Origin of the sequence: Streptomyces gardneri (assembly GCF_006539185.1) — a bacterium.
Lineage (GTDB): Bacteria > Actinomycetota > Actinomycetes > Streptomycetales > Streptomycetaceae > Streptomyces > Streptomyces gardneri.
In genome coordinates this window covers 27,976-46,573 of the sequence record NZ_BJMN01000035.1, presented here as the reverse complement: position 1 = coordinate 46,573, position 18,598 = coordinate 27,976, and the positions used below count along the sequence as shown (strand labels likewise).

The window sequence follows — 18,598 nt, the reverse complement described above, 5'->3', positions numbered from 1 at the left end:
ACGAACACGACCGACACGACCGACACGAGCCGCCCAAGCCGTCCGAGTCACCGAAAGGAACCACCGTGCAGATCGCCATCCTGCTCTACGACCGCTTCACCACCCTCGACGCCGTCGGGCCGTACGAGCTCCTCGCCCGTCTCCCCGGCGCCGAGACCGTCTTCGTGGCCAAGGAGGCCGGGCCGGTCCGCAACGACCAGGGCAGCCTGGCCCTCGTAGCCGACAAGAGCCTCGCCGAGGTCCCGAGCCCGGACATCGTGCTGGTCCCCGGCGGACCCGACGCGCGTGTGGCCATGCACGACCCGGAGACCCTGGACTGGCTGCGCGCGGCCGACGCCACCAGCACCTGGACCACCTCGGTGTGCACCGGCTCGCTGATCCTCGCCGCGGCCGGCCTGCTCCAGGACCGCCGGGCGACCACCCACTGGCTCGCCTTCGACGAACTGCGCGCCCAGGGCGTCGAGCCGACCGGCGAGCGGGTCGTCTTCGACGGCAAGTACGTCACGGCCGCCGGGGTCTCCTCCGGCATCGACATGGCGCTGCACCTGCTCGGCCGGATCGCCGGCGACGAGGTCGCCCAGACGATCCAGCTGCTCACCGAGTACGACCCCCAGCCGCCCTACGACGCGGGCTCCCCGGAGAAGGCCCCGGCGGCGATCGTCGCGCACTGGCGGGGCACGGACACCAGGGACCTCGTCAAGGAGGGCTGAGGCCCCGACCCCGTACTCAGACCCCGTACGTGAAGCGGGGCGCGCGGCGCTCCAGGAAGGCGGCGACCCCCTCCGCGGTGTCGCCGCTGCCGCGTGCCTGCTCCGCCCAGTGGGCGTCCCGGTCGGCCCGCCCGTCGGCGAACTCCTTGGCGGCGGCCTGGGTCAGCAGCGAGCGGGACACGAGGACCCGGGCGAACTCGGCCACCCGCTTGTCCAGTTCGCCCGCCGGGTGGACCTCGTCCACGAACCCGGTCCGCAGCGCCCGCTCGGTGTCCATCAACTCACCGGAGAACAGCAGGTACTTGGCGGTGGAGGGGCCCACGAGGGCGGTCAGCCTGCGGGTCGACGAGGACGGGTAGACGATGCCGAGCTTCGAGGGGGTGATCCCGAAGCGGGCGCCCTCCTCGGCGAAGCGCAGATCGCAGGCGGCGGCGAGCTGGCTGCCGCCCCCGACGCAGAAGCCCCGGACGGCCGCGAGCGTCGGCTTCGGGAAGGCCGCGAGGGCCTCCTCGGCCCGTACGGCGAGGCTCTGCTGCTCGTCACCGGGCTCCCGCAGGGTCGAGATGTCCGCCCCGGCGCAGAACGTGTCGCCCTCGCCGGTCAGGACCAGGGCCCGCACCGCGCGGTCGGCGGCCAACCGGTCCAGCACGCCGGGCAGCGCGCGCCACATGGCGGCGCTCATCGCGTTGCGCTTGGCGGGGTTGGCGATGACGACGGTGGCGATCCCGTCCGTGACGCTGTCCTTCAGCTGCGGCTCCATGGGCCGGATGCTATCCGCCGTACCCGAACGTACGATCAGGAAGGGGCCGCCCCGTCTGATCGCGATCGGCGTCGGCGGCAGGCGGATCGTCGGTATGGTGACGCCGCCGGCAGAGGTACCGGGCACCGCGCCGGAGCCATCGGATCCGGGGCCTTCAGAAAGCGGACACGATCAGTCGAACAACTGACGTTGGCATACCCACCCGATCAGAAGGTGGCCGATAAGTGTCGACTTCTGGTCAGTAGGCCGGTCTGCCCGCGCGCATTGCCAAGACTCGATCCGTGGCGAGAATCGAGCACGAGGGTGGGAACCGGACCGTGGACACCCACGGGGGTGTACCCACCCGGTCACCGTCCTACGAAGGAGTCTGGCGCTTCACCGCACCCGCGGTCGACGTCTCCGTCCCGCAGGCCCGGCACGCCGTACGCGACCTGTTGGTCCGCCAGCGAGTCCCCGTCCACGACGAGATCATGGACGGCCTGCTGCTGATCGTCTCCGAGCTGGTCACCAACGCCGTGCGGCACGCGGCGCTGCTGTCGCCGGAGATAGCGGTGGAGGTCGCGATCGGCCCCGAGTGGATCCGGGTGTCGGTCGAGGACAACCACCCGTACCGCCCCAAGGCGCTGGAGGCGGACTACGGGCAGACCGGGGGCCGCGGACTGCTCCTGGTCCGGGAGGTCGCCCAGGAAGCCGGCGGAGCCTGCGACGTGGAGCACACGGCGAGCGGCGGCAAGATCATCTGGGCGGCGCTGCCCCTGGCCCCGATGGCACCGGGGCCGGGGGGCACACCTCACGTGCCGATGGTCACCAGCCCCCGGACGGACCCGTCAGCTCCCTGACGGCGGGACGCGCCGCGTCGAGCACCGTCATGAACCAGGCGGAGAACGGCGCGGCGGCGTGCCGCTCGGCCAGCTCGGCGGCGGTCACGAAGGCGGTGTCCTCGATCTCCTCCGGGTCCGGCTTCGGCTCGGCCTGCACCAGGCCGACGAAGAGGTGGTTGAACTCCTGCTCCACCAGGCCCGAAGCCGGGTCCGGGTGGTTGTAGCGGACGGTGCCCGCCTCGGCGAGCAGCGTCGGCGAGACGCCGAGCTCCTCGAAGGTCCGCCGGGCGGCCGCCGCGAACGGCGCCTCGCCCGGGTAGGGGTGGCCGCAGCAGGTGTTCGACCAGACACCGGGGGAGTGGTACTTGCCGAGCGCCCGGCGCTGGAGCAGCAGCCGGCCGGACTCGTCGAAGAGGAAGACCGAGAAGGCGCGGTGCAGCTGACCCGGCGCCTGGTGGGCGGCGAGCTTCTCCGCCGTGCCGATGGTCGTCCCGTTCTCGTCGACCAGTTCGAGCATGATCGGCGCCGGGGCTCCGGACGGCTGGACACCGTTCGACGTGATCTCCGGCGAGATCTGAGCCACTGTGGCTGGTGTGGTCGGCATACCCGTCCTTCGCTTCGGTCCTCGGCCCGGTGGGGCCACCCCAGTCTGCCGTACAAAAGCGGCTTGTCCGCACTTCGTCGGCCGGACGTCGCCGCTCCCACCGCACCGGAGTACACCGGTGTGGTGGGAGCGGAGGGACCTTCAGGAGGCCGTCAGACCCCGAAAGCCGCCGGATAGACGAGCGTGCCCGAGGGGACGGGTGCGGCGGCGTCCAGCACGAGCGCCATCATGACCTCGTCCGGAACCTCGAAACCTGGCTTGATTCCATACTCGGACGCCCGTACGAACCCGAACCGTGGGTAGTACTCCGGATGCCCCATGACGAGGACGAGGGGCTCTCCCCGGAGCCGGGCCGCGTCGAGCACTGCCCGGACGACGGCCTGTCCGGCCCCCGTCCGCTGGTACTCGGGAGCCACCGAGACCGGCGCGAGCGCCGCAGCGGGGGCGCCGTTCACCCGGCAGCGGGTGATCAGGGCGTGCGCCGCGATCGTGCCGTCCGGGGCCTCCGCCACGTACGACAGACCGGGCAGCCAGGCTTCGGCGTCCAGCCGCAGGTTGTCGACCAGATCGGCCTCCGTCTCCGACGGTGCCTCCACCGACCCGAAGGCCGTGGAGACGACCCGCCACACCCTCGGGGCGTCCTCGGCGGACTCCTCGCGGACCCTCCCCCTACGCCCGGGGGCGTGGGGGGACCCCCAGCGCGGATCGGCCGGCTTCAGGACGAAACCGGCGTAGCCGTAGTCGGAGCCGTGCTCGCGTCGCAGCGCGATCTCGGCGCGCGCCCCGGCCACGGCCTCCGCCATGCCGGGCACGGTGGTGTCGGCCGCGTCGGCGTGCTCGGCGAGCGGGACGTAGTACTCGTCCCAGTCGCTCTGCGGCTGCGGGACGGTCCCGAGGACGTGGTAGCCGGCCTCGACCGCCGCCGCCGCGTTCCCGGCGACGGTACGGAGCGTGTAGTGGTCCTCCCAGAAGGCCCGGGCCACCGGGCCCGGCTCCTCGGTGGTCCACACGCACTCGGTCAGCACGAGCGTGCCGCCGGGCGCGAGCAGCCTGCGCCACTCGGCCAGGGCCCGGTCGAAGCCGAGCACGAAGACCGAGCTCTCGGCCCAGACCAGGTCGAAGGAGCCGTCGGGGAAAGGCAGTGCGCCCATGTCGGCGCGGAGGGTGCGGATCGAGCCGTCGAGCCCGCGCGCGGCCGCGGTCTGCCGCAGTTCGGCGAGGAACGGCTCGTGGGTGTCGACGGCGGTCACCTCGGCGTTCGCCTCGGCGGCCAGGAGCAGCGCGGAACGCCCCGGACCGCAGCCCAGGTCGAGCACACGCGGACGCTCCGGCAGCTGCCCCGCGAGCGCGAGGAGCCGACGGGTGGTGGAGTCGGAGCCCGGGCCCTGCCGCGGAAGACCGTGGTGCAGGGCGAAGAAGGAGTCGTGCAATGCGTTGTCGGACAACGTGGGAAACCCTTGTGTGAGAGGGCCCCGGCCGACGACGTGACGTACCGGTGGGAAAACCGGGATCAGGTCAGCCGGTGACCCGGAAGCTGAAGCTGGACCGGGCGCTGCCGCACTGGGCAGCCTCCATCGCGACGGTCATCAACCTCAGCTCCTCTCCACACGTGTACGTACGAGGAGACTAACAGGCCGGGTGTCTCAGAGGCAGAGCTTCGCCTCGTGCTGCGCATGGCCGGCCGGCTCCAGCTGGAAGGTGCAGTGCTCCACGTCGAAGTGGGAGCCCAGGCATCCCTGGAGGTCGTGCAGCATCTTCTCGTGCCCGACCGAGTCCAGCGCGCCCTGGTCCACCACCACGTGGGCGGAGAGCACCGGCATCCCCGAGGTGATCGTCCAGGCGTGCAGGTCGTGGACGTCCTCGACGCCCGGCAGGGCCAGGATGTGGGCCCGTACCTCCGCCATGTCGACGCCCTTGGGCGCCGCCTCCAGGAGGACGTCCAGCGTCTCGCGCAACAGCTTGATCGTGCGGGGCACGATCATCAGGCCGATCACGATCGAGGCGATCGGGTCGGCGTACTGCCAGCCCGTGGCCAGGATGATGCCGGCCGCGACGATCACCGTCACGGAGCCGAGGGCGTCCGCGAGCACCTCCAGATACGCCCCGCGTACGTTGAGGCTGTCCTTCTGGCCGCGTGCGAGCAGCGAGAGGGAGATCATGTTCGCCACCAGGCCGACCACGGCGAAGGCGATGGTCAGGCCGCCCTTGGTCTCGGCCGGCTCCATGAAGCGCTGGATCGCCTCGTACAGCACGTATCCGCCGACGACGAGCAGCAGCAGACAGTTGGCCAGCGCCGCCAGGATCTCGGCCCGGGCGAAACCGAAGGTGCGGTTCCCGCTCGGCGGCCGGTTGGCGAAGTGGATCGCGAGCAGCGCCATCGCGAGGCCGACGGCGTCCGTCGCCATGTGGGCCGCGTCGGCGATCAGCGCGAGCGAGTCGGCGACCACACCGCCGATGATCTCGATCACCATCACGGAGAGCGTGATGCCGAGCGCGATCCGCAGCCGGTTCTTGTACGCGGCCCCCGCGGTGCCCGTGGGAGGGGCTCCGCCGTGGCTGTGTCCGTGGTCGTGTCCAGCCCCCATGAGATGGCCTCCCGATCGAGTCGTTCCGTCTGCCCCAGACGGCAAGTGAACTACGGGTGGGGGGTATGTGCAACACGGTACTGAACACCGTTGTCATATGCTCTGACCTGCGATGATGCCGTCAGGACCGGCCATGGCGAGAACTGGTCGGCAGGGGCCCCGCACGGCGGGCGCCGCCAGGGACCCCCAGGCCGGACCACCACTCGTCCGGGCCGATCTCCCCAGGGCCTCTCGTACCCGTGAGGCCGCGGGTGGGCCCGGGGGAGTCCTGCCCGCGAAGCCTCGGTGAACTCACGCTCCGTTCATCCGATAGCCTCAGCCGACGTGCCGCCGCCCGGCGCCGGGCCGCACCGCCGCGCCCCGGGCCGCCACGGCCCGCAGGCCCCTCGTCAGCTCCAAGGAGTGAGTTCGTCTGTCGACCGCCATCCTCACCGGCCCGCCGGCACCCGGATCCTCGCTCGACGCTGATCTGCGGTCGCTCGGCTTCGACGTCCGGATCGCCAGCGGCACCGAGGAGACCGGCACCCTGCTGGCATCCGTTCCGGCGGGCGAGCGCGTCGCGCTCGTCGACCCCCGGTTCGTCGGTCACCTCCACGCCCTGCGCCTCGCCCTCACCGACCCCCGGTTCCCGGCCGAGGCCGTGCCCGGCGCGCTCACCGCGCAGAGCGAGGCCCGCCCCGCGCTCAGCCGAGCGCTGGCCGCCGCGACGGCCGTGACCGTGCCCGCCGGGGCCTCCGGCTCCGAGGGCCCCGCCGACGACCTGACCGGCACCCTCGCCGAGGCCCTCGACGCCGAGGGCGTCGCCGTGCACCGGCCCCAGCTCGGCACCCTCGTCGCCACCGTGCCCTCCGACGCCGAGGCCCGCCGCGAGGCGCGCGCCGCCGTCGAGGCGGTCGACGAGGAGGCCGTACGCCTCCGCTCGGCCGTCAAGGCCCAGGACGGCTTCTTCACCACCTTCTGCATCAGCCCGTACTCGCGCTACATCGCCCGCTGGTGCGCGCGCCGCGGCCTGACCCCCAACCAGGTCACCACCGCCTCGCTGCTCACCGCGCTGATCGCGGCCGGCTGCGCGGCGACCGGCGAGCGCGGCGGCTACATCGCCGCCGGCGTCCTCCTCCTCGTCTCCTTCGTCCTCGACTGCACCGACGGGCAGCTCGCCCGCTACTCGCTGCAGTACTCGACGCTGGGCGCCTGGCTCGACGCGACCTTCGACCGCGCCAAGGAGTACGCCTTCTACGCGGGCCTCGCCCTCGGCGCCGCCCGCAACGGCGACGACGTCTGGGCCCTCGCGCTCGGCGCCATGGTCCTCATGACCTGCCGGCACGTCGTGGACTTCGCCTTCTACGAGGCCACCTACGACGCCACGGCGGGCAAGAGCGCCACCGCCGCGCTCTCCGGCCGGCTCGACAGCGTCGGCTGGACCGTCTGGGCCCGCCGCATAATCATCCTGCCGATCGGTGAGCGCTGGGCGATGATCGCCGTCCTCACCGCCGCCACCAGTCCCCGGATCGTCTTCTGGGCGCTGCTCGTCGGCTGCGCGTTCGCCGCCTGCTACACCACCGCGGGCCGCGTCCTGCGCTCCGTGATCCGTAAGGCGAAGAGGACCGACCGGGCCGCGCAGGCGCTGGCGGACCTCGCCGACTCCGGCCCGGTGGCGAGCCTGGTGGCCCGCGTCCTCGGCCGTCCGGGCGCCCGGGGCGCCGGGGTCGTCTTCGCCGCCGTCGCGACCGGCGGGCTGCTCTTCGCCGTGCTCGACCGGCCGTTCGGCGACCGGCAGACCGTGATCGCCGCCCTCGGCTACGCGGTCCTCGCCGGCGCGGCCGTCGCCCGCCCCCTCAAGGGCGCCCTCGACTGGCTCGTGCCCCCGCTCTTCCGCGCCGCCGAGTACACCACCGTTCTCGTGCTCGCCGCCCGCTCCGACTCCGCGCACGCCCTCCCGGCGGCGTTCGGCCTGGTCGCGGCGGTCGCCTACCATCACTACGACACGGTCTACCGCATACGCGGTGGCACCGGCGCGCCGCCCGCGTGGCTGGTGCGCGTCACCGGCGGACACGAGGGGCGCACGCTCCTGGTGGTCGCTCTCGCCGCCCTCCTGGCGGACCGCGGTGACGACTTCACCCTGGCACTGACCGCCCTCGCGGTCGCCGTCGCGCTCGTGGTGCTCGTGGAGTCCATCCGTTTCTGGGTCTCCTCCGGAGCACCCGCCGTTCACGACGAAGGAGAAACAGCATGATCGGCCTCGTACTGGCAGCCGGTGCCGGACGCCGTCTGCGCCCCTACACCGAGACGCTTCCGAAGGCCCTCGTGCCCGTGTCCGGCGAGGGCACCGAGAACGAGCTGACCATCCTCGACGGGACGCTGAAGAACTTCGCCGAGATCGGCCTCACCGAGGTCGCGATCGTCGTCGGCTACCGCAAGGAGGCCGTCTACGACCGCAAGGACGCGCTGGAGGCCAAGTACGGCCTCAAGATCACCCTCGTCGACAACGACAAGGCCGAGGAGTGGAACAACGCCTACTCCCTGTGGTGCGCCCGTGAGGTCCTCAAGCGCGGTGTGATCCTCGCCAACGGCGACACCGTCCACCCGGTCTCCGTCGAGAAGACCCTCCTCGCCGCCCGCGGCAAGGGCCAGAAGATCATCCTCGCCCTCGACACGGTGAAGAAGCTCGCCGACGAGGAGATGAAGGTCATCGTCGAGGAGGGCAAGGGCGTCCAGCGCATCACCAAGCTCATGGACCCGGCCACCGCCACCGGCGAGTACATCGGTGTCACCCTCATCGAGGCCGAAGCGGCCGAGGAGCTCGCCGACGCCCTCAAGGCCACCTTCGAGCGCGACCCCGACCTCTACTACGAGGACGGCTACCAGGAGCTCGTCAACCGCGGCTTCACCGTCGACGTCGAGCCCATCGGCGACGTCAAGTGGGTCGAGATCGACAACCACGACGACCTCGCGAAGGGCCGTGAGATCGCGTGCCAGTACTGACCCGGCTGATCCCGTCGCCGGTCGTCGTCGACATCCGCCGAGGAGCGCTGGACGACCTGTCCGCGCTCCTCGCGGACCAGCGGATCTCCAGCAACGGCAAGATCGCCGTGGCCATCAGCGGCGGCTCGGGCCTGAAGCTGCGTGACCGGTTCGCGCCCGAGCTGCCGGGCGCGGACTGGTACCCGGTCTCCGGCGGCACCATCGACGAGGCCGTGAAGCTCGCCGACGCCATGCGCGGCAAGCGGTACGACGCCGTGGTCGCCCTCGGCGGCGGCAAGATCATCGACGTGACGAAGTACGCGGCGGCCCGTGTGGGCCTGCCGTTGGTGGCCATCGCCACCAACCTGTCGCACGACGGGATCTGCTCCCCGATCTCGACCCTGGACAACGACAACGGCCGGGGTTCGTACGGTGTGCCCACCCCGATCGCCCTCGTCATCGACCTGGACGTGATCCGGGACGCGCCGATCCGCTTCGTGCGCTCCGGCATCGGCGACGCGATCTCCAACATCTCCGCCCTCGCCGACTGGGAGCTGTCCCACCAGGTGAACGGGGAGCCCGTCGACGGCCTCGCGGCCGCCATGGCCCGCAGCGCCGGCGAGGCTGTGCTCCGCCACCCCGGCGGGGTCGGCGACGACGACTTCCTCGTCACGCTCTCCGAGGGCCTGGTGATGTCCGGCATCGCCATGTCGATCAGCGGGGACAGCCGTCCCTCCTCGGGCGCCTGCCACGAGATCAGCCACGCCTTCGACCTGCTCTTCCCGACGCGGGCCGCGAGCCACGGCGAGCAGTGCGGTCTCGGCGCGGCCTTCGCCATGCACCTGCGCGGCGCCCACGAGGGCACCGCCCAGATGGTCGAGACCCTGCGCCGGCACGGGCTGCCCGTGCTGCCGGAGGAGATGGGCTTCACCGTGGACGAGTTCGTCCAGGCGGTGTCCTTCGCCCCGCAGACCCGGCCGGGCCGCTTCACCATCCTGGAACACCTCGACCTGTCCGACGACGAGATCAGGGACGCGTACGCCGACTATGCAAAAGCCATCGGTAGCTGAGCTCCGCCCGGTCGTCCACCCTCCGGGTGTGAAGGACCGGCGGAGCGGTGAGCACTGGGGTGGCCGCCTGTACATGCGGGAGATCTCGCTGCGGATCACCCGGCGGCTCGTGGCCACGAAGGTCACGCCCAACCAGCTGACCTACCTGATGACCGTCTTCGGCGTGCTCGCCGCCCCGGCCCTCCTCGTGCCGGGCATCGCGGGCGCCGTCCTCGGCGTCCTGATGGTCCAGCTCTACCTGCTGCTCGACTGCGTCGACGGCGAGGTGGCCCGCTGGAAGCAGCAGTTCTCGCTGCAGGGCGTCTGGCTGGACCGGGTCGGCGCGTACCTGTGCGACGCGGCGGTCCTCGTCGGCTTCGGCCTGCGCGCCGCCGACCTGTGGGGCTCGGGCCGCATCGACTGGCTGTGGGCCTTCCTGGGCACCCTGGCCGCCCTCGGCGCGATCCTGATCAAGGCGGAGACCGACCTCGTCGGCGTCGCCCGGCACCAGGGCGGACTCCCGCCGGTCAAGGAGTCGGCCTCCGAGCCGCGCTCCTCCGGCATGGCGCTGGCCCGCAAGGCCGCCGCCGCGCTCAAGTTCCACCGGCTGATCCTGGGGATCGAGGCCTCCCTCCTGATCCTGGTCCTCGCGATCGCGGATCAGATCCGGGGCGACCTCTTCTTCTCCCGGCTCGGTGTCGCCGTCCTCTGCGGCATCGCGCTGCTCCAGACCGTGCTGCACCTGGTGTCGATCCTGGTCTCCAGCAGGCTGAAGTGAGGCCGGCCGTGAGTTCTCCGCTCAAGGTGGGAGCCGTCGTCATCACGATGGGCAACCGCCCCGACGACCTGCGCGCGCTGATCGACTCGGTCGCCAAGCAGGAGGGCGACCCCGTCGAGGTCGTCGTCGTCGGGCAGGGCACCCCGGTCACCGGGGTGCCCGAAGGGGTCCGCACCGTCGACCTGCCGGAGAACATCGGCATCCCCGCCGGCCGCAACGTCGGCATCGAGGCCTTCGGCCCCGGCGGCACCGACGTCGACGTCCTGCTCTTCCTCGACGACGACGGGCTGCTCGCCCACGCGGACACCGCCGAGCTCGTCCGCCAGGCCTTCACGGCGGACCCGCGCCTCGGCATCATCAGCTTCCGCATCGCCGATCCGGAGACCGGGGCCACCCAGCGCCGGCACGTGCCGCGGCTGCGCGCCTCCGACCCGATGCGTTCCTCGCGGGTGACGACCTTCCTCGGCGGCGCCAACGCCGTCCGTACGAAGGTCTTCGCCGAAGTGGGCGCTCTCCCGGGGGAGTTCTTCTACGCGCACGAGGAGACCGATCTCGCCTGGCGCGCGCTCGACGCCGACTGGATGATCGACTACCGTTCCGACATGGTGCTGTTGCACCCCACTACGGCACCTTCCCGCCACGCCTCGTACCACTTCAACGTGGCCCGTAACCGAGTGTGGCTGGCACGTCGCAATCTGCCCGCGCCCCTGGTGCCGGTGTATCTCGGCGTCTGGCTGCTGCTCACCCTGGCACGTCGGCCCTCGCTCTCCGCGCTCAAGGCGTGGTTCGGCGGTTTCCGCGAGGGGTGGACGACTCCCTGCGGGCCGCGCCGCCCGATGAGGTGGCGTACGGTGTGGCGGCTGACCCGGCTGGGTCGCCCCCCGGTCGTCTGACATCGTGGTACCCGACGTGCCGCGCATCTTGAACACGAAAGTTTCGACTGTGAGTGACACACACCAGGGCGGGGCGGTCGCGACGAGCGCGCCCCCGTCCGTCGACGAGGGCCTGGCCCCGGCCGAGCTGGCCGCGAAGTACGGTCTCTCGGTCAGCGGCGCCCGGCCCGGGCTGTTCGAGTACGTACGCGAGCTGTGGAGCCGCCGCCACTTCATCCTGGCCTTCTCCTCGGCCAAGCTGACCGCCCAGTACAGCCAGGCCAAGCTCGGCCAGGTGTGGCAGGTGGCGACCCCGCTGCTCAACGCCCTGGTCTACTACCTGATCTTCGGGCTGATCCTGGGCGCCGGGCAGGGGATGACCAAGGAGGTCTACATCCCCTTCCTGGTCACCGGCATCTTCGTGTTCACCTTCACCCAGAGCTCGGTCATGGCCGGCGTGCGGGCGATCTCGGGCAACCTCGGACTGGTCCGGGCCCTGCACTTCCCGCGGGCCAGCCTCCCGATCTCCTTCTCGCTCCAGCAGCTCCAGCAGCTGCTGTTCTCGATGATCGTCCTCGTGGCGATCGTGCTCTCCTTCGGCAGCTACCCCACGCTCCGGTGGCTGCTGGTGATCCCGGCGCTCTTCCTGCACTTCGTGTTCAACGTGGGACTCGCCATGATCGTGGCCAGGATGGGCTCCAAGACGCCCGACCTCGCCCAGCTGATGCCGTTCATCATGCGGACCTGGATGTACGCGTCCGGCGTCATGTTCTCGATCCCGGTGATGCTCGCCGACAAGCCGGCCTGGATCGCCGACATCCTCATGTACAACCCGGCGGCCGTCTACATGGATCTGATCCGCTTCGCCCTCATCGACGGCTACGGCGCGCAGAACCTTCCGGACCACGTCTGGATGACCGCCCTCGCCTGGGCGCTGGTCGTCGGCGCCGGCGGTTTCGTCTACTTCTGGAAGGCCGAGGAGAGGTACGGCCGTGGCTGACCCGAACCCGAGCAACGTCCCCACCGTCATCTGCGACGACGTCCACATCGTCTACCGGGTCAACACCGGTGGCGGAGGCAAGGGCAGCGCCACCGCGGCCCTCAGCCGGATCGTCGGCCGCGGCAAGGCCGAGGTCAGCCGTGGCGTCCGCAAGGTCCACGCCGTCCGCGGCGTCACCTTCACCGCCTACCGGGGCGAGGCCATCGGCCTCATCGGCTCCAACGGCTCCGGCAAGTCCACCCTGCTGCGTGCCGTCGCCGGACTGCTCCCCACCGAGAGCGGCAAGGTCTTCACCGACGGTCAGCCCTCGCTCCTGGGTGTCAACGCGGCCCTCATGAACGACCTCACGGGCGAGCGCAACGTCATCCTCGGTGGCCTCGCCATGGGCATGAGCCGCGAGGAGGTGCGCGAGCGGTACGACGGCATCGTCGACTTCTCCGGCATCAACGAGAAGGGCGACTTCATCAGCCTGCCGATGCGCACGTACTCCTCCGGCATGGGCGCCCGGCTCCGCTTCGCCATCGCGGCCGCCAAGAACCACGACGTCCTCCTCATCGACGAGGCGCTCGCGACGGGCGACCGCAAGTTCCAGATCCGCTCCGAGGAGCGCATCCGCGAGCTGCGCAAGGAGGCCGGCACGGTCTTCCTCGTCAGCCACAGCAACAAGTCCATCCGGGACACCTGCGACCGGGTGCTCTGGCTGGAGAAGGGGCAGCTCCTGATGGACGGCCCCACGGACGAGGTCCTCAAGGCGTACGAGCGGGAGACCGCCCGCTGACCGCGCCCGATGTCTCGCGTTCCGCCCCCACCCCCGGTGGGGGCGGTTCCGTTTTCCGCGCGTCGCGTGTCCACCTGGAATGTTCATGTGGTCAACATCGGGCAGGATGAGTCCATGGCAGCGATCTCGGGGGGAAAGACCTATCATCACGGCGACCTGCGCAACGCGCTGATCTGCGCCGCCGTCGACCTGGCCACCGACGGGGGCCCCGAGCGGGTCGTCCTGCGCGAGGCCGCCCGCAGGGTCGGCGTCTCGCCCACCGCCGCCTACCGGCACTTCGACGGGCGGGGCGAACTCCTCCGTACCGTCAAAATCCTCGCCCAGTGCCGGCTCGCCGACTCCATGGAGCGGGCCGCCGCCCGCGAGCCCGGCGCCGACGACCCCGCCCTGGCCGCCGAGCGCAGGCTCGTCGCCCTCTGCCGGGGATACGTCGGCTTCGCCGTGGACCAGCCCGGCCTCTACCGGGCCGCCTTCTGCGTGCCCCGCCCCGCCGAGGCCGACGAGCCCGCCGGCGGCCGGGTGTCGCCCGAGCCGGAGATCCGTGCGTTCACCCTGCTCAGGGAGGCCCTGGAGGGCCTCGCCAAGGTCGGTGGCCCCCGGCCCGACAGCCGGCCCGCGGCCGGCGCCGCCGCGTGGTCGGCCGTCCACGGACTGTCACTCCTGCTGCTCGACGGCCCCCTGAGGCGACTTCCCGCGCAGCGCAGGGACGACGTCGTCGAATCCACCCTGGCCATGGTCGTCTCCGGCACGCGCGGACTCTGAACCCCGCCGGTCTCGAACTCCCTTGCAATGCAGGAGGGTTGGCGACCCGTACGGATGAAGTCCCGGCTCCCCGCCACCCCGGAACGACGACTGCCGTCGTACAACGTAAGCTGGACCGGTCTGTTTCGAGGCAAGTAGGGCGATACCCCACGGCCATCGGGTCGCCGGGAGACGGCCCGGCGGGCAGGAGTAGGCGGCGTGTCCGAAATAGGATGGATTGGATCGGCAGTGTAGAACGGGAGTCGTGACGGCCATGACGCAGAATCTCCAGCTCCACGAGGGTCTCGCCGTCCCTCCGGCGGGCAGTGACCTGTGACGGACACCCGGCAGGCGCGCCCCGACGCCTCCTCGCGCGCCACCCTCGGCAAGGCCGCGGACGAGAACTTCCCCGTGGCCCCCTTCTTCCTGCCCCGGGCCTGGCGTGACGACCTGATGGCCGCCTACGGCTTCGCCCGACTCGTCGACGACATCGGCGACGGCGACCTGGCCCCCGGCGGCGCCGACGCCCGGCACCTCGGCCTCGACCCCGAGGAGGCGGAGGACCGGCTCGCCTTCCTCGACGCCTTCGAGGCGGACCTCCGTCGCGTCTTCGACGGCACCCCCCGCCACCCCCTCCTCCAGGGACTTCAGCCGACCGTCCGGCGCCGCGGCCTCACCCCCGAACCCTTCCTCGGGCTGATCGCCGCCAACCGCCAGGACCAGCTGGTCACCCGCTACGAGACGTACGACGACCTCCTCGCGTACTGCGAGCTCTCCGCCAACCCCGTCGGCCGCCTCGTCCTCGCCATCACCGGCACCGACACCCCCGAGCGGATCCGGCGCTCCGACGAGATCTGCACCGCCCTGCAGATCGTCGAGCACCTCCAGGACGTCGCCGAGGACCTCGGGAACGACCGCGTCTACCTGCCGGCCGAGGACCTCAAGCGCTTCCACGTCACCGAGAACGACCTCGCCCGGCCCACCGCGGGCGCCTCCGTGCGCGCCCTGATCGCCTTCGAGGCCGGGCGGGCCCGCGACCTGCTGCACGCGGGCGCCCCGCTCGTCGGCAGCGTCCACGGCCGGCTCCGCCTGCTCCTCGCGGGCTTCGCCGGCGGGGGCCTCTCGGCGCTCGACGCCATCACCGACGCCGGATACGACGTGCTGACCGGCCCACCGAAGGCCACCAAGCCGAGCCTGATGCGCCACGTGGGAGCGGTTCTGCTCCGGGCGCGGAGAGAGGGGTGAACGCGACCGTGGAGGGACAGCCCCAGTCGTCCGCACCGGTCCTGGCCGCCTACAGCTACTGCGAGGCGGTCACCGGGCAGCAGGCCCGTAACTTCGCGTACGGGATCCGGCTGCTGCCGACCGACAAGCGTCAGGCGATGTCCGCGCTGTACGCCTTCTCGCGGCGCGTCGACGACATCGGCGACGGCACGCTCCCCGTCGAGGCCAAGCGGGAGCGGCTCGAAGCCACCCGCGCGCTGCTCGACCGGGTCCGCGCGGGCGAGGTCGAGGAGGACGACACCGACCCCGTCGCCGTCGCCCTCGCCGACACAGCCCGCCGCTTCCCGATCCCGCTCGGCGGTCTCGACGAGCTCATCGACGGCGTCCTCATGGACGTCCGCGGCGCGACCTACGAGAGCTGGGACGACCTCAAGGTCTACTGCCGCTGCGTCGCCGGCGCGATCGGCCGGATCTCGCTCGGCGTCTTCGGCACCCAGCCCGGCGCCCAGGGGGCCGACCGCGCCCCCGAGTACGCCGACACCCTCGGCCTCGCGCTCCAACTCACCAACATCCTCAGGGACGTCCGTGAGGACGCCGGCAACGGCCGCACCTACCTGCCGGCCGACGACCTCGCCAAGTTCGGCTGCGGGGAAGGCTTCGGGAGCGCGACCCCGCCGCCCGGCTCCGACTTCGACGGGCTCGTCCACTTCGAAGTCCGGCGCGCCCGTGCCCTGTTCGCCGAGGGCTACCGGCTGCTGCCGATGCTCGACCGGCGCAGCGGCGCGTGCGTCGCGGCCATGGCGGGCATCTACCGGCGGCTGCTCGACCGCATCGAGCGCGACCCCGAGGCCGTGCTGCGCGGCCGGGTCTCGCTGCCGGGCCGGGAGAAGGCGTACGTCGCCGTGCGCGGGCTCTCCGGGCTCGACACCCGCCACATCGCCCGCCGTACGGTCAGGAGGCGTGCCTGATGCGCCCGTACGCCTCCGCCCGCAGGGCAACCCGGAGCGCCGCTCCGGCGTCCCTGCCTGCGGTGCCCCTGCCCGGGGCGCTCCTCGCCGAGGTCCCCAACAGCGCGGCGTCCCTGTCCGTGGCGTTCCCGCCGACCGCCCCGACCCGAACGGAGGCCGTGTGACGACCGACGGAACCGAGCGGAACTCCCGGCAGCCCCACGCCGTCGTCGTCGGCGGCGGGCTCGCCGGCATCACGGCCGCGCTCCAGCTCGCCGAGTCCGGCGTCCGCGTCACGCTGCTCGAAGGCCGGCCCCGCCTCGGCGGCCTCGCCTTCTCCTTCCGCCGCGGCGACCTCACCGTCGACAACGGCCAGCACGTGTACCTCCGCTGCTGCACCGCCTACCGCTGGTTCCTCGACCGCGTCGACGGCGCCCGGCTCGCCCCCCTCCAGGACCGCCTCGACGTCCCCGTCCTGGACGTCGCCCACCCCCGCGGCCCCCGCCTCGGCCGGATCCGCCGCGACGCCCTCCCCGTACCGCTGCACCTCGCGCGCAGCCTCGCCACGTACCCCCACCTCTCCCTCGCCGAGCGGGCCTCCGTCGGGCGGGCCGCGCTCGCCCTGAAGAAGCTCGACCCCGCCGACCCGGCGCTCGACGGCATCGACTTCGCCACCTGGCTCGGCCGCCACGGACAGTCCCCCCGGGCCATCGAGGCCCTCTGGGATCTGGTCGGCATCCCCACCCTCAACGCCCCCGCCCCGCAGGCCTCCATGGGGCTCGCCGCGATGGTCTTCAAGACCGGACTCCTCTCCGAGCCCGGCGCCGCCGACATCGGCTGGGCCCACGTCCCGCTCGGCGAACTCCACGACACCCGGGCCGCGAAGGAGCTCGACGCCCTCGGCGTCCGCACCGCGCTGCGCACCAAGGCCGAGCGGATCTCCCGTACCGACGACGGGCGTTGGACCGTCGAGGTGCCGGGGGAGACGATCGAGGCGGACGCCGTCGTCCTCGCCGTACCGCAGGCCGAGACGCACGCCCTGCTGCCCGAAGGCGCCCTCGACGACCCCGACCGGCTCCTCGATATCGACACCGCGCCCATCCTCAACCTCCATGTCGTCTACGACCGCAAGGTGCTGAAGCAGCCCTTCTTCACCGCGCTCGGCTCCCCGGTCCAGTGGGTCTTCGACCGCACCGACTCCTCCGGACTGAAGGGCGGCGGCCAGTACCTCGCCGTCTCCCAGTCCGCCGCCCAGGACGAGATCGACGAGCCCGTCGCCGCCCTGCGCGAGCGCTACCTCCCGGAGCTGGAGCGGCTGCTGCCCGCCGCCCGAGGCGCCGGGATCCGCGACTTCTTCGTCACCAGGGAGCGGACGGCCACGTTCGCCCCCTCCCCGGGCGTCGGCCGGCTCCGCCCCGGCGCCCGCACCCGGGTCCCCGGCCTCTACCTGGCCGGATCCTGGACCGCCACCGGCTGGCCCGCGACCATGGAGGGCGCCGTCCGCAGCGGATTCAGCGCAGCGGGCGCAGTGCTCTCCACCCTCGGCCGCCGTCATGACCATCCGCTGCAGGAGGCGGCATGACTGTGAGTACCGGAACTAGAGGAGAGACCGTGCCGACTGTGCCGCCGGGTAATCCGGCCGTCGACACCGCGGACGTGTCCGCACTGCTGGAGCGGGGGCGGACCATGTCCACTCCCGTACTGCGGGCGGCCGTCGACCGCCTCGCCGCGCCCATGGACACCGTGGCCGCCTACCACTTCGGCTGGATCGACGCCGGCGGCAACCCCGCCGACGGCGACGGCGGCAAGGCGGTCCGGCCCGCGCTGGCCCTGCTGTCCGCCGAGGCCGCGGGCGCCGCGCCCGAGGTCGGCATCCCCGGCGCCGTCGCCGTGGAGCTCGTCCACAACTTCTCGCTGCTCCACGACGACCTGATGGACGGCGACGAGCAGCGCCGCCACCGCGACACCGTGTGGAAGGTGCACGGCCCCGCCCAGGCCATCCTGGTCGGCGACGCGCTGTTCGCCCTGGCCAACGAGATCCTGCTGGAGCTCGGCACCGTCGAGGCCGGGCGCGCGACCCGCAGGCTCACCACCGCCAGCCGCAAGCTCATCGACGGGCAGGCCCAGGACATCTCCTACGAGCACCGCGAGCGGGTCACCGTCGAGGAGTGCCTGGAGATGGAGGGCAACAAGACGGGCGCCCTGCTCGCCTGCGCCGTCTCCATCGGCGCCGTCCTCGGCGGCGCCGACGACCGCACCGCCGACAAGCTGGAGGAGTACGGGTACCACCTCGGGCTCGCCTTCCAGGCCGTCGACGACCTCCTCGGCATCTGGGGCGACCCGGAGGCCACCGGCAAGCAGACCTGGAGCGACCTGCGCCAGCGCAAGAAGTCGCTGCCGGTCGTCGCGGCCCTCGCCGCGGGCGGACAGGCCTCCGAGCGGCTCGGCGAGCTGCTCGCCGAGGACGCCAAGTCCAATGACTTCGACACCTTCTCCGAGGAGGAGTTCGCCTTCCGGGCGGCCCTCATCGAGGAGGCCGGAGGACGCGAGTGGACCTCCCAGGAGGCCCGCCGCCAGCACGCCGTCGCGATCGCGGCCCTGCACGAGGTGGACATGCCCGCCCACGTGCGGGAACAGCTCACCGCGCTGGCCGACTTCGTGGTCGTACGGAAGAGATGATCACCATCACCCTGATATGAGTTCGCGGTCGCCGGCCGGTGCCATCCGGCGCCGGCCGACGGCAGACCCGTAGAAGCAGAAGTAGCCGA

The 18,598-nt window shown here is 72.0% G+C and carries 19 protein-coding genes; 15 read left to right on the top strand and 4 right to left on the bottom strand.

Translation table 11 applies throughout. The annotated features are described in order from the left end of the window. Positions 1-65: 65 nt before the first annotated feature. A complete protein-coding gene (locus tag SGA01_RS26015) occupies positions 66-710 on the top strand; it encodes a DJ-1/PfpI family protein (protein WP_141298942.1) in 645 nt (214 codons plus the stop codon). A gap of 16 nt (positions 711-726) precedes the next feature. Here SGA01_RS26015 and SGA01_RS26010 read toward each other — a convergent pair whose 3' ends face one another. Beyond that, on the bottom strand, positions 727-1,470 hold the full coding sequence (locus tag SGA01_RS26010) for an enoyl-CoA hydratase/isomerase family protein (protein ID WP_141298940.1): 744 nt from the start codon (positions 1,468-1,470) through the stop codon (positions 727-729). Positions 1,471-1,787: 317 nt separating this feature from the next. On the opposite strand from SGA01_RS26010, the gene SGA01_RS26000 reads away from it, so the two are divergent. Next, a complete protein-coding gene (locus tag SGA01_RS26000; protein WP_218037848.1) occupies positions 1,788-2,309 on the top strand; it encodes an ATP-binding protein in 522 nt (173 codons plus the stop codon). On the opposite strand, the gene idi is transcribed toward SGA01_RS26000, so the two are convergent. The 3 genes from idi to SGA01_RS25985 all read right to left on the bottom strand — a co-directional run bounded on the left by idi (position 2,275) and on the right by SGA01_RS25985 (position 5,480). Continuing rightward, the gene (gene idi, locus SGA01_RS25995) at positions 2,275-2,895 is read right to left on the bottom strand and encodes an isopentenyl-diphosphate Delta-isomerase (RefSeq protein ID WP_141298936.1); all 621 of its coding nucleotides are present in this window, start codon (positions 2,893-2,895) and stop codon (positions 2,275-2,277) included. The two genes, SGA01_RS26000 and idi, sit on opposite strands and share 35 nt — an antisense overlap. A 152-nt stretch (positions 2,896-3,047) precedes the next feature. Further along, entirely contained in the window at positions 3,048-4,340 is a 1,293-nt protein-coding gene (locus SGA01_RS25990; RefSeq protein WP_141298934.1) for a bifunctional class I SAM-dependent methyltransferase/N-acetyltransferase, read from the bottom strand. A 198-nt stretch (positions 4,341-4,538) separates the two neighbouring features. Next, positions 4,539-5,480 carry a cation diffusion facilitator family transporter gene (locus SGA01_RS25985; protein ID WP_141298931.1) on the bottom strand — a complete coding sequence of 314 codons (942 nt, stop codon included), beginning with the start codon at positions 5,478-5,480 and terminating at the stop codon, positions 4,539-4,541. A 412-nt stretch (positions 5,481-5,892) separates the two neighbouring features. On the opposite strand from SGA01_RS25985, the gene SGA01_RS25980 reads away from it, so the two are divergent. From SGA01_RS25980 to SGA01_RS25925, 13 genes are all read left to right on the top strand, one after another. Beyond that, positions 5,893-7,713 (top strand): DUF5941 domain-containing protein, encoded by a 1,821-nt coding sequence (locus tag SGA01_RS25980; RefSeq protein ID WP_141298929.1) that lies wholly within the window; start codon positions 5,893-5,895, stop codon positions 7,711-7,713. Beyond that, entirely contained in the window at positions 7,710-8,462 is a 753-nt protein-coding gene (locus SGA01_RS25975; RefSeq protein WP_141298927.1) for a phosphocholine cytidylyltransferase family protein, read from the top strand. Before SGA01_RS25980 ends, SGA01_RS25975 begins: the two co-directional genes overlap by 4 nt. Next, a complete protein-coding gene (locus SGA01_RS25970) occupies positions 8,450-9,511 on the top strand; it encodes an iron-containing alcohol dehydrogenase family protein (RefSeq protein ID WP_141298925.1) in 1,062 nt (353 codons plus the stop codon). The genes SGA01_RS25975 and SGA01_RS25970 overlap by 13 nt, the downstream gene beginning before the upstream one ends. Then, entirely contained in the window at positions 9,489-10,268 is a 780-nt protein-coding gene (locus SGA01_RS25965) for a CDP-alcohol phosphatidyltransferase family protein (protein WP_141298923.1), read from the top strand. The genes SGA01_RS25970 and SGA01_RS25965 overlap by 23 nt, the downstream gene beginning before the upstream one ends. Positions 10,269-10,315: 47 nt before the next feature. Beyond that, the gene (locus SGA01_RS25960) at positions 10,316-11,161 is read left to right on the top strand and encodes a glycosyltransferase family 2 protein (protein WP_174867498.1); all 846 of its coding nucleotides are present in this window, start codon (positions 10,316-10,318) and stop codon (positions 11,159-11,161) included. A gap of 49 nt (positions 11,162-11,210) precedes the next feature. Beyond that, positions 11,211-12,140, top strand: a complete 930-nt coding sequence (locus SGA01_RS25955) for an ABC transporter permease (protein ID WP_141298919.1) — start codon at positions 11,211-11,213, stop codon at positions 12,138-12,140. Then, positions 12,133-12,918 carry an ABC transporter ATP-binding protein gene (locus tag SGA01_RS25950; protein WP_141298917.1) on the top strand — a complete coding sequence of 262 codons (786 nt, stop codon included), beginning with the start codon at positions 12,133-12,135 and terminating at the stop codon, positions 12,916-12,918. Before SGA01_RS25955 ends, SGA01_RS25950 begins: the two co-directional genes overlap by 8 nt. A 114-nt stretch (positions 12,919-13,032) precedes the next feature. Further along, positions 13,033-13,680, top strand: coding sequence for a TetR/AcrR family transcriptional regulator (locus tag SGA01_RS25945; RefSeq protein ID WP_141298915.1), 648 nt, complete (start codon positions 13,033-13,035; stop codon positions 13,678-13,680). Positions 13,681-13,992: 312 nt separating this feature from the next. Next, the gene (hpnC, locus tag SGA01_RS25940; RefSeq protein WP_141298913.1) at positions 13,993-14,904 is read left to right on the top strand and encodes a squalene synthase HpnC; all 912 of its coding nucleotides are present in this window, start codon (positions 13,993-13,995) and stop codon (positions 14,902-14,904) included. After that, positions 14,901-15,851 carry a presqualene diphosphate synthase HpnD gene (hpnD, locus tag SGA01_RS25935; RefSeq protein ID WP_055640442.1) on the top strand — a complete coding sequence of 317 codons (951 nt, stop codon included), beginning with the start codon at positions 14,901-14,903 and terminating at the stop codon, positions 15,849-15,851. Before hpnC ends, hpnD begins: the two co-directional genes overlap by 4 nt. Further along, positions 15,851-16,015: a hypothetical protein gene (locus tag SGA01_RS41190; protein WP_167534181.1), complete on the top strand. Its 165-nt coding sequence runs from the start codon at positions 15,851-15,853 to the stop codon at positions 16,013-16,015. Before hpnD ends, SGA01_RS41190 begins: the two co-directional genes overlap by 1 nt. Then, complete coding sequence (gene hpnE, locus SGA01_RS25930) at positions 16,012-17,412, top strand: hydroxysqualene dehydroxylase HpnE (RefSeq protein ID WP_141298911.1); 1,401 nt, start codon at positions 16,012-16,014, stop codon at positions 17,410-17,412. Before SGA01_RS41190 ends, hpnE begins: the two co-directional genes overlap by 4 nt. Next, positions 17,409-18,509: a polyprenyl synthetase family protein gene (locus tag SGA01_RS25925; RefSeq protein ID WP_141298909.1), complete on the top strand. Its 1,101-nt coding sequence runs from the start codon at positions 17,409-17,411 to the stop codon at positions 18,507-18,509. Before hpnE ends, SGA01_RS25925 begins: the two co-directional genes overlap by 4 nt. Positions 18,510-18,598 lie beyond the last annotated feature (89 nt).

Bases quoted from the DNA above. Each gene is read 5' to 3' on its own strand.
- SGA01_RS26010 (WP_141298940.1), bottom strand. From the start codon at position 1,470: ATGGAGCCGCAGCTGAAGGACAGCGTCACGGACGGGATCGCCACCGTC.
- idi (WP_141298936.1), bottom strand. From the start codon at position 2,895: ATGCCGACCACACCAGCCACAGTGGCTCAGATCTCGCCGGAGATCACG.
- SGA01_RS25985 (WP_141298931.1), bottom strand. From the start codon at position 5,480: ATGGGGGCTGGACACGACCACGGACACAGCCACGGCGGAGCCCCTCCC.
- SGA01_RS25975 (WP_141298927.1), top strand. From the start codon at position 7,710: ATGATCGGCCTCGTACTGGCAGCCGGTGCCGGACGCCGTCTGCGCCCC.
- SGA01_RS25965 (WP_141298923.1), top strand. From the start codon at position 9,489: ATGCAAAAGCCATCGGTAGCTGAGCTCCGCCCGGTCGTCCACCCTCCG.
- SGA01_RS25960 (WP_174867498.1), top strand. From the start codon at position 10,316: ATGGGCAACCGCCCCGACGACCTGCGCGCGCTGATCGACTCGGTCGCC.
- SGA01_RS25945 (WP_141298915.1), top strand. From the start codon at position 13,033: ATGGCAGCGATCTCGGGGGGAAAGACCTATCATCACGGCGACCTGCGC.
- SGA01_RS41190 (WP_167534181.1), top strand. From the start codon at position 15,851: ATGCGCCCGTACGCCTCCGCCCGCAGGGCAACCCGGAGCGCCGCTCCG.
- SGA01_RS25925 (WP_141298909.1), top strand. From the start codon at position 17,409: ATGACTGTGAGTACCGGAACTAGAGGAGAGACCGTGCCGACTGTGCCG.